This window comes from Streptococcus sp. 5004 (assembly GCF_013276755.1).
In the GTDB taxonomy this organism is placed as follows: domain Bacteria; phylum Bacillota; class Bacilli; order Lactobacillales; family Streptococcaceae; genus Streptococcus.
On sequence record NZ_VMLP01000025.1, the window covers coordinates 20,948 to 30,209 of the forward strand.

Genomic DNA, 9,262 nt, shown 5'->3' on the forward strand with positions numbered 1-9,262 from the left:
TAAACCGAAAAGGGGAATCAATGGCTCTATTTAGTAAAAAAGATAAGTATATTCGAATCAATCCCAATCGTTCGGTTAGGGAAAAACCTCAAGCTAAGCCAGAGGTTCCAGATGAATTATTTTCTAAGTGTCCGGGTTGTAAGCATACCATCTATCAGAAAGATCTGGGAAGTGAGCGTATCTGTCCACAATGTAGCTATACCTTTCGTATTTCTGCCCAAGAACGCTTGGCTTTGACAATTGATATGGGAACTTTCAAGGAATTGTTTACAGGGATTGAAAGCAAGGATCCCTTGCATTTCCCTGGTTACCAAAAGAAACTGGCATCTATGCGTGAAAAAACAGGTCTGGACGAAGCTGTTGTGACAGGAACTGCTCTTATTAAAGGTCAGACTGTGGCTCTTGGGATTATGGATTCCAACTTTATCATGGCTTCTATGGGTACGGTTGTAGGTGAAAAAATCACTCGTTTGTTTGAGTATGCGACTGTCGAAAAATTGCCAGTTGTTCTCTTCACAGCCTCTGGTGGAGCCCGTATGCAGGAAGGAATCATGAGTCTCATGCAGATGGCCAAGATTTCTGCAGCAGTTAAACGCCATTCAAATGCAGGTCTTTTTTACCTGACCATTTTAACAGATCCAACGACAGGTGGTGTGACAGCTTCTTTCGCTATGGAAGGTGATATCATTCTAGCTGAACCACAGAGCTTGGTTGGTTTTGCTGGGCGTCGTGTGATTGAAAATACGGTTCGTGAAAGCTTGCCTGAGGATTTCCAAAAGGCAGAATTCCTATTGGAGCATGGATTTGTGGATGCTATCGTTAAAAGAAGAGACTTGCCAGATACGATTGCAAGCCTAGTCAGATTGCATGGAAGGAGTCCTAGATGAATATTGCAAAAATAGTCAGAGAAGCGCGTGAGCAGAGTCGCTTGACAACCTTGGACTTTGCGACAGGCATTTTTGATGAATTTATCCAATTACACGGTGACCGTTCTTTTCGTGACGATGGTGCAGTTGTTGGTGGTATCGGATGGCTTGGAGACCAAGCTGTAACAGTGGTTGGTATCCAAAAAGGCAAGAGTTTACAAGATAACCTCAAGCGGAATTTTGGGCAACCGCATCCAGAAGGCTACCGCAAGGCTCTACGGTTGATGAAACAAGCTGAAAAATTTGGCCGTCCAGTGGTGACCTTTATCAATACAGCAGGTGCCTATCCTGGTGTCGGAGCGGAAGAACGTGGACAGGGGGAAGCTATTGCTCGCAATCTCATGGAAATGAGTGACCTGAAAGTTCCGATTATCGCTATCATTATTGGTGAAGGTGGTTCAGGAGGGGCTCTGGCTCTAGCAGTCGCAGACCGTGTTTGGATGCTGGAAAATTCTATCTATGCCATTCTCAGTCCAGAAGGTTTTGCTTCTATTCTATGGAAGGATGGCAGTCGTGCCATGGAAGCAGCAGAGTTGATGAAAATCACTTCACACGAGTTGTTAGAAATGGACGTGGTGGATAAAGTGATTTCTGAAGCAGGACTTTCTAGTAAAGAACTGATTAAGAATGTTAAAAAAGAACTCCAAGCTGAGCTAGCCCTACTTTCACAAAAATCGTTAGAAGAGTTGTTGGAAGAACGCTATCAACGATTTAGAAAATACTAATATAAAAACTAGAACTGGCAGTCAGTTCTAGTTTTTATGTGCTTCTTATACTCAATGAAAATCAAAGAGCAAACTAGGAAACTAGCTGCAGGCTGCTCAAAACANNCTGACGAAGTCAGTAACATCTATACGACAAGGCGACGTTGACGCGGTTTGAAGAGATTTTCGAAGAGTATTACTCTGTGCAGAGGGGAAAGTCAAAAGGTGCCTGGAAGACCAAACACCTTTTTGATTATTCATTTTCTTCAGTTACAAATTGACTAAGCAGTCCATTGATAAAACGGGCTGATTTTTGATCTGAAAAATTCTTAGCGAGTTCAATGGCTTCATTGACTGCTACCAGCTGAGGTGTATCAAATGATGTGATTTCAAAGATTCCTAAGCGTAGTAAGTTTTTTTCGACCAAGGTCAAGCGTTCAACTGTCCAGCCTGACTTGAGGTGCTGGTTGATTTGTTTATCCAACTCGTCTTTTTGAGCTTGAACGCCAGAAACCAAGTTCAGAAGAAAGGCAGGGATTTGCACATCTGCATCTTCACGGTCATGCGTGTAGGCAAAGCGACAAGCTGTTTCCATATCTGTGTCGAATTCAAGGCTCATGAGAGCTTGAAAAGCGCATTTACGAAGTTCGCGTCTGGATTCTAATAGTGGACTAGTCATTGAGGAAGTCCTCGTCAAACAGATCTTTCAACTCTGGTTTCGGAGTTTTATCCGGAACGATTCCCGCAACGTGAATATTGACAATAGAAAGTTCCACATCAGCCATATTACGAACAGCGTCCTTAACAGCTTTTTGGATAGCCATAGCAACTTTAGGTACTTTCACACCGTACTCAAGGTAGAGATAGATGTCAGCAGTTAGCTCTTCGTTGCTTTCTTTTAAGTAGACGCCACGACCAAGAGAGAGTTTTGATAGGGTGTCAGATACGGATTTATTTGAAAATGAGTGGACACCATCAACTTTAGCAGTTGCGATGGCAATGATTTTTTCAAGTACACGTGGAGCGATAACGATTTCGCCAAATTGTTCTTCAATTCCCATAGAATGACCTCTTTCTAGAGATTAGGCACGAGAAACGTAAGTTCCTTCTGCAGTGTTGATGATCAATTTTTGTCCAGCTTCGATGAAGTCAGGAACGTTGACAACAAGTCCAGTTTCCATAGTCGCTGGTTTACCAGAACCTGTAACAGTAGCACCTTTGATAGATGGTTGTGTTTCAGCGACTGTCAATTCAACAGTAGTTGGTACAGTTACACCGATCACTTCAGTTCCGTAGAATTGGATTTTCACATCAGAGTTTTCAAGGATGTAAAGCAATTCATTTTCAACGTTTACGACTGGGATTTCGTATTGGTCGTAAGTTTCAGTGTTCATGAAGTAGGCAGTTTCATCCATTTTGTACAAGTATTGAGCTGGAACAGTCTCGATAATAGCTTGTTCGAATTTTTCTTCTGGACGGTAGCTTGTATCAAAAGTAGAACCAGTACGGACATCACGTAATTTCATACGCATGATTGTGTTCCCTTTACCTGGTTTGTGGTGGCTAGCTTCCAAAACGCGGATCAATTTTCCGTCTGCAGTTTCAAATGTCATACCAGCTTTCAATTTGCTTGCTTCAATCATGTTTTTACCTCTTTAATAAATATTATTACTCTTCATTTTACCATAAAATCTTCTGGAAATAAAGCCAAAATAGTTATTGGGACATGGTAGGAGCGAAAAAACCAACCTCAGGGCTGGTTTCTTTTACATATTAATCTTCTTTCAACTTCGCCAATTCTTGGGCAAGTAGTTTAAGGGCAACTTGTGGGTTGGCTTGGCCTTTGGTTGCTTTCATAAGGAATCCTGTGAAGGCCTTGTCTGCATTGCGTTTTCCTGACTTGAAGTCGGCAACGGCTGCTTCATTATCTGCGAAGACTTGATGAATGATTGGAATCAGGACATCTGGATCTGAAATTTGAACCATACCTGCTTTTTCAACGTATTCACGCGCACCACCGCCATTTTTAGCTAGGTGGACAAAGACTTTCTTGGCAATCTTAGAAGAGATCGTGCCGTCTTCGATGATGGCAATCATTTCTACTAAGTTTTCTGGTGTCAATTCGATTTGTTCTAGTGTCTTGCCTTCGGCGTTCAAGAACTGAGCAACTTCACCTTGGAGCCAGTTAGAGACTTGTTTGGCATCACCACCTAGGGCGACAGCTTTTTCAAAGAAATCAGAAGTGACTTTATTGGCAGTCAGCTGACTAGCATCGTAGTCTGACAAGCCAAGGTCAGATACGTAGCGAGCACGGCGTTCTTTTGGAAATTCTGGCAATTCAGTCCGCATTTTCTCAATCCACTCGTCTGAGATTTCAAAGAGTGGTAGGTCTGGTTCTGGGAAGTAGCGGTAGTCAGCAGCGCCTTCTTTGACACGCATGAGGATAGTTGCCTTGTTAGCTTCATCGTAACGGCGTGTTTCTTGACGGATTTGACCACCTGAGCGTAGGATTTCGGCTTGGCGTTGGACTTCGTATTCAAGACCTTTACGAACATTTGAGAAGGAGTTGAGGTTCTTCAACTCTGTCTTGGTACCGAATTTCTCTTGACCATACGGACGAAGGGAGATGTTGGCATCCACACGCATAGAACCTTCTTCCATCTTAACGTCAGAAATGCCAGCGTACTGGATAACTTCCTTGAGGGCTGTCAGATAAGCGTAGGCTTCTTCTGGCGAACGCATATCGGCTTCAGATACAATCTCAATCAAGGGCACACCTTGGCGGTTGAGGTCAACATAAGAGTAACCATCTGTACCGTGGGTGTTTTTACCAGCGTCTTCCTCTAAGTGGGCGCGTTCGATACCGATTTTCTTGGTGGTACCGTCTTCTAGCTCAACTTCAATCCAGCCCTTATAACCGATTGGTTCATCAAACTGAGAAATTTGGTAGGCTTTAGGATTATCAGGGTAGAAGTAGTTCTTGCGGTCAAAGTGCATCTTTTTGTGGATGTCCATGTTGAGGGCAAGAGCTGCCTTGATACCGGCGTCGACAACACCTTTATTGAGAACTGGCAGAACTCCTGGGAAAGACCAGTCAATCACGTTAGTGTTGGCATTTTGGTCATTTCCAAAGTGGGCAGAAGTAGGTGAGAAGATTTTTGAATTGGTGTTGAGCTCTACGTGGACTTCAAGTCCAATGACTGTTTCAAAGTTCATTAGTTATCACCTCCAAAAATCATGGGTTGTTGTTTGTGGTAGTCTGTTGTTGCTTCAAAGGCAGCAGCAGCTTGGTAAATGGTTTCCTCAGAGTACTTAGGACCAATCAATTGCAGACCGACAGGTAGACCTTGAGAGAATCCAGCAGGAATCGAAATTCCTGGGAGACCAGCTAAGTTTACAGGTATGGTCAAGAGGTCAGCCAAGTACATGGCAACTGGGTCGTGGTTGAGAGAATCCAAGTCATAGGCAACACTTGGTGCAGTTGGCCCCAAAATCAAGTCATAATCTGCAAAGACTTTTTCGAAATCTTGAATGATAAGGGTACGAACCTGACCAGCCTTCTTGTAGTAAGCATCGTAGTAACCTGATGAAAGGCTGAAAGTACCTAGCATGATACGGCGTTTCACCTCTTCACCAAAACCTTGGCTACGGCTGTTTACATAGATTTCATCAAGATTTGTCGCATCCTCTGCGCGGTAGCCGTAACGGATACCGTCAAAGCGTTGCAAGTTTGATGAAGCTTCTGATGAAGCGATGATGTAGTAAACGGCAACACCGTATTTAGAGTGAGGCAGGCTGACTTCTTCGACGATAGCACCAAGTTTCTCAAAGTGTTTAGCTGCGTTGATGATAGTTTCTTTAACTTCTGGGTTAATTCCTTCACCGAGGTATTCCTTAGGCAAAGCGATTTTCATGCCCTTGATGTCTTGGCCAATTTTTGAAGTAAAGTCGGCAATGCGGATAGGAGCAGAAGTAGAGTCTTTGGCATCTTCGCTGGCAATAGCGTTGAGCAAGAGAGCATTTTCCTTAACAGTAGGAGCAAAAGGTCCAATCTGGTCTAATGAACTACCAAAGGCAATGAGACCGAAACGTGAAACTGTTCCGTAGGTTGGTTTGAGACCAACGATTCCGTTGAAGGCAGCAGGTTGGCGGATAGAGCCACCCGTATCAGAACCAAGTGACAAGCGGACTTGTCCAGAAGCTACAGCTGCGGCAGAACCACTTGATGAACCACCAGGAACCTTGCTGTGGTCCCAAGCGTTTTTAGTCGCACCATAGTGTGAAGTTTCACCTGAACCACCCATTGCAAATTCGTCCATGTTGGTTTTTCCGACGACAATCATACCTTTCGCTTTTGCATTGGTAACAGCAGTCGCATCAAAGATTGGCTCATAGTTGTAGAGCATTTTTGAGGCAGCAGTTGTGAGAATTCCGTCTGTAGAGATATTATCCTTAACAGCAAGTGGAATTCCTGAAAGGACATTATCAGCATCAATTCCAGCTTCATCAATGGCTTTGGCTTGAGCAAGAGCTTGCTCCTCAGCGATGGTGACAAAAGCGTTGATAGCTGTCTCGCGAGACTTGATATCTTCAAGCGTGGCTTGGGTTAATTCTGTTGCAGAAATTTCCTTAGAAACAAGGAGATTGTGCAAGTCTTCAATTGTTTTATTGTTGAAAGTCATTAGGCATCTCCTCCATCGTCTAGGATAGCTGGTACCTTGATATAGTAGTTATCTTTTTCAGGTACGTTTTTAAACAAGCGATCACGGTCTGTCCCTTCTTCAGCCACATCAGGGCGGAGTACAGTCTTGCGGTCAGCCATGGTCGTAGTAGGTGCGACACCAGTTGTGTCGACTTCGCCCAGCAATTCAACCATGTCAACAATCTTAGACAAGGTAGTCGCAAAGGCAGCAGTTTCTTCTTCAGAGAATCTTAATTTTGAAAGATTGGCAACGTGTGTTACCTCTTCTTGCGTAATTTTCATCTTGCATCCTTTCGTGAAATGATGATTTTTAGTCTGTTCTATTTTACCATATTTTCCTATAAATAAGGGAAGGAAAGGTGAAAAAAGACAGGTATAGGATGGAGAACGGATTTTGATGATGATTTATTTGAAAAGCGGATTTCAAAGGGGAAAATATATGGTACAATAGTTTAACAGAGAAGTGAAGACGGTGGTTACGAAATCGAAAGGATGGTGATGCTTATGTGCAGAACCTGTAAAATCTTAGTAGAAAGGAGTAACCAGATTTGTCCCCTTTTGAGGCTTTGACACTCATGTTTGTAGCTGGTAACTTTGTTATCACGCTCCTAAAGTTCATCCTTGAATTGGTAAAAGAGACAAAAAAATAGCCGTCCTAACTTTGGCGAGTTAACGAGCTATTTTTTAGTTATGTAATTACAGCCACCGTCTTAAACGGCTCTGTGGGGTGTTGTTGTCGCAACACCTTTTTCTATATTTATTGTAACATTTATTTGAAAAATTGCAAGGGGAATTGTTCTACTTTAGCAGTGTCTGACATAAAATAGAAATTGAAAAAAATGCTAAAATCCGATATAATGGAGTGTTGAAAGGAATGGTAAAATCCAATGTAAAAATCATTCTTAGATATCGAAACAAGAAAAATAGAGAATCAAAGAAAGAGAACTTATGAATATTCAAGAAGAAATTAAGAAACGTCGTACCTTTGCCATTATCTCTCACCCGGACGCGGGGAAAACAACCATTACTGAGCAGTTGCTCTACTTTGGGGGCGAGATTCGTGAGGCTGGTACGGTTAAAGGAAAGAAAACAGGGACTTTTGCCAAGTCTGACTGGATGGACATCGAGAAGCAACGTGGGATTTCCGTTACTTCATCTGTTATGCAGTTTGACTACGATGGTAAGCGTGTGAATATCCTCGATACGCCAGGACACGAGGACTTCTCAGAAGATACCTATCGTACCTTGATGGCGGTGGATGCTGCGGTCATGGTGGTGGACTCTGCCAAGGGTATCGAGGCTCAAACCAAGAAATTGTTTGAGGTTGTCAAACATCGTGGTATTCCAGTCTTTACCTTTATGAACAAGTTGGACCGTGATGGACGTGAGCCACTAGACCTCTTGCAAGAGTTGGAAGAAGTCTTGGGCATTGCGAGCTATCCGATGAACTGGCCAATCGGGATGGGGAAAGCCTTTGAAGGCTTGTATGACCTCTATAACCAACGCTTGGAGCTCTATAAAGGGGATGAGCGTTTTGCTAGCCTAGAAGATGGGGACAAACTCTTTGGTAGCAATCCTTTCTACGAGCAAGTCAAGGATGATATTGAACTTTTAAATGAAGCTGGGAATGAGTTCTCAGAGGAAGCTATTTTAGCTGGAGAATTAACACCTGTTTTCTTCGGTTCAGCCCTGACAAACTTTGGTGTGCAGACCTTCCTTGAAACCTTCCTTAAGTTTGCTCCAGAACCACATGGGCACAAGAAAACAGATGGAGAAATTGTGGATCCTTACGATAAGGACTTCTCAGGATTTGTCTTTAAAATCCAAGCCAACATGGACCCTCGTCACCGTGACCGTATCGCCTTTGTCCGTATCGTATCAGGTGAATTTGAGCGCGGCATGAGTGTCAACTTGCCTCGTACTGGTAAGGGGGCTAAACTGTCTAATGTGACTCAGTTTATGGCGGAAAGTCGTGAGAATGTGACCAATGCCGTGGCAGGTGATATCATCGGGGTTTACGATACCGGTACTTATCAGGTTGGGGATACCTTGACAGTTGGGAAAAACAAATTTGAATTTGAACCACTGCCAACCTTTACCCCTGAAATTTTCATGAAAGTTTCTGCTAAGAATGTCATGAAGCAAAAATCCTTCCACAAGGGGATTGAGCAACTGGTGCAAGAGGGTGCCATTCAGCTTTATAAAAATTACCAAACAGGCGAGTACATGCTGGGAGCTGTAGGTCAACTCCAGTTTGAAGTCTTCAAACACCGTATGGAAGGCGAATACAATGCGGAAGTCGTCATGAGTCCAATGGGTAAAAAGACCGTTCGTTGGATCAAGCCTGAGGATTTGGATGAACGGATGTCATCAAGTCGCAATATCTTGGCCAAAGACCGTTTTGACCAACCAGTCTTCCTCTTTGAAAATGACTTTGCCCTCCGTTGGTTTGCGGACAAGTATCCAGACGTAGAGTTGGAAGAAAAAATGTAGATCGCCAAAGTTACTTGATTGTGTAACAATCTAAGTAACTAACGCCAAGTTTCTATGGAACTTGGCTAGGCGCTCCACTAGTAAAGTTTTACGAATAATATCGATTCGTAAAACTTTCCGTCGTAACTGGTAGTGAGTGGCCTAGCTAACTGCTTTACTAACTACGTTTGGCAACTAGAATCGATTTGCCAAACTCCGTGTCGTAATCTAACAATCGGTAACCTTTATATTGGTTGATTTAAATATTCTAATAAGAGAAGTCCAGGAATGCTCATTCTTGGGCCACAAATAAAAGAAAACTTCAGATATTCACCTTTTGTGATTGGTCTGAAGTTTTCTTTTTTATACTCAATGAAAATCAAAGAGTAAACTAGGAATCTAGCAGCAGGCTGCTCAAAACACCGTTTTGAGGTTGTGGATAGAACTGACGAAGTCAG

The 9,262-nt window shown here is 43.0% G+C and carries 11 protein-coding genes; 4 read left to right on the forward strand and 7 right to left on the reverse strand.

Annotated elements, in window-relative coordinates:
- Positions 1–20 precede the first annotated feature (20 nt).
- Together accD and HT685_RS08390 are read left to right on the forward strand one after the other, a co-directional pair.
- The gene (gene accD, locus HT685_RS08385; RefSeq protein ID WP_173226344.1) at positions 21–887 is read left to right on the forward strand and encodes an acetyl-CoA carboxylase, carboxyltransferase subunit beta; all 867 of its coding nucleotides are present in this window, start codon (positions 21–23) and stop codon (positions 885–887) included.
- The gene (locus HT685_RS08390) at positions 884–1,651 is read left to right on the forward strand and encodes an acetyl-CoA carboxylase carboxyl transferase subunit alpha (protein WP_173226346.1); all 768 of its coding nucleotides are present in this window, start codon (positions 884–886) and stop codon (positions 1,649–1,651) included. The genes accD and HT685_RS08390 overlap by 4 nt, the downstream gene beginning before the upstream one ends.
- A gap of 232 nt (positions 1,652–1,883) precedes the next feature.
- On the opposite strand, the gene nusB is transcribed toward HT685_RS08390, so the two are convergent.
- The 6 genes from nusB to gatC all read right to left on the reverse strand — a co-directional run bounded on the left by nusB (position 1,884) and on the right by gatC (position 6,614).
- Positions 1,884–2,309, reverse strand: coding sequence for a transcription antitermination factor NusB (nusB, locus tag HT685_RS08395; protein ID WP_173226348.1), 426 nt, complete (start codon positions 2,307–2,309; stop codon positions 1,884–1,886).
- The gene (locus HT685_RS08400; RefSeq protein ID WP_050975866.1) at positions 2,302–2,691 is read right to left on the reverse strand and encodes an Asp23/Gls24 family envelope stress response protein; all 390 of its coding nucleotides are present in this window, start codon (positions 2,689–2,691) and stop codon (positions 2,302–2,304) included. The genes nusB and HT685_RS08400 overlap by 8 nt, the downstream gene beginning before the upstream one ends.
- Positions 2,692–2,712: 21 nt before the next feature.
- Positions 2,713–3,273, reverse strand: coding sequence for an elongation factor P (gene efp / locus HT685_RS08405; protein WP_000568643.1), 561 nt, complete (start codon positions 3,271–3,273; stop codon positions 2,713–2,715).
- A gap of 130 nt (positions 3,274–3,403) precedes the next feature.
- On the reverse strand, positions 3,404–4,846 hold the full coding sequence (gene gatB / locus HT685_RS08410) for an Asp-tRNA(Asn)/Glu-tRNA(Gln) amidotransferase subunit GatB (protein WP_173226350.1): 1,443 nt from the start codon (positions 4,844–4,846) through the stop codon (positions 3,404–3,406).
- Complete coding sequence (gene gatA, locus HT685_RS08415) at positions 4,846–6,312, reverse strand: Asp-tRNA(Asn)/Glu-tRNA(Gln) amidotransferase subunit GatA (protein WP_173226352.1); 1,467 nt, start codon at positions 6,310–6,312, stop codon at positions 4,846–4,848. Before gatA ends, gatB begins: the two co-directional genes overlap by 1 nt.
- On the reverse strand, positions 6,312–6,614 hold the full coding sequence (gatC, locus tag HT685_RS08420; RefSeq protein ID WP_000705419.1) for an Asp-tRNA(Asn)/Glu-tRNA(Gln) amidotransferase subunit GatC: 303 nt from the start codon (positions 6,612–6,614) through the stop codon (positions 6,312–6,314). Before gatC ends, gatA begins: the two co-directional genes overlap by 1 nt.
- Positions 6,615–6,907: 293 nt before the next feature.
- Here gatC and HT685_RS10225 point away from each other — a divergent pair, with 293 nt between their 5' ends.
- Both HT685_RS10225 and HT685_RS08425 read left to right on the forward strand, forming a co-directional pair.
- Positions 6,908–6,982 carry a hypothetical protein gene (locus HT685_RS10225; protein ID WP_232610068.1) on the forward strand — a complete coding sequence of 25 codons (75 nt, stop codon included), beginning with the start codon at positions 6,908–6,910 and terminating at the stop codon, positions 6,980–6,982.
- Between the two features lie 298 nt (positions 6,983–7,280).
- Positions 7,281–8,825 carry a peptide chain release factor 3 gene (locus tag HT685_RS08425; RefSeq protein WP_001025437.1) on the forward strand — a complete coding sequence of 515 codons (1,545 nt, stop codon included), beginning with the start codon at positions 7,281–7,283 and terminating at the stop codon, positions 8,823–8,825.
- 224 nt (positions 8,826–9,049) lie between these two features.
- Here HT685_RS08425 and HT685_RS09985 read toward each other — a convergent pair.
- Positions 9,050–9,262, reverse strand: a 213-nt coding sequence (locus tag HT685_RS09985; protein ID WP_205380496.1) for a hypothetical protein, incomplete at its 5' end; no start/stop codon positions are given.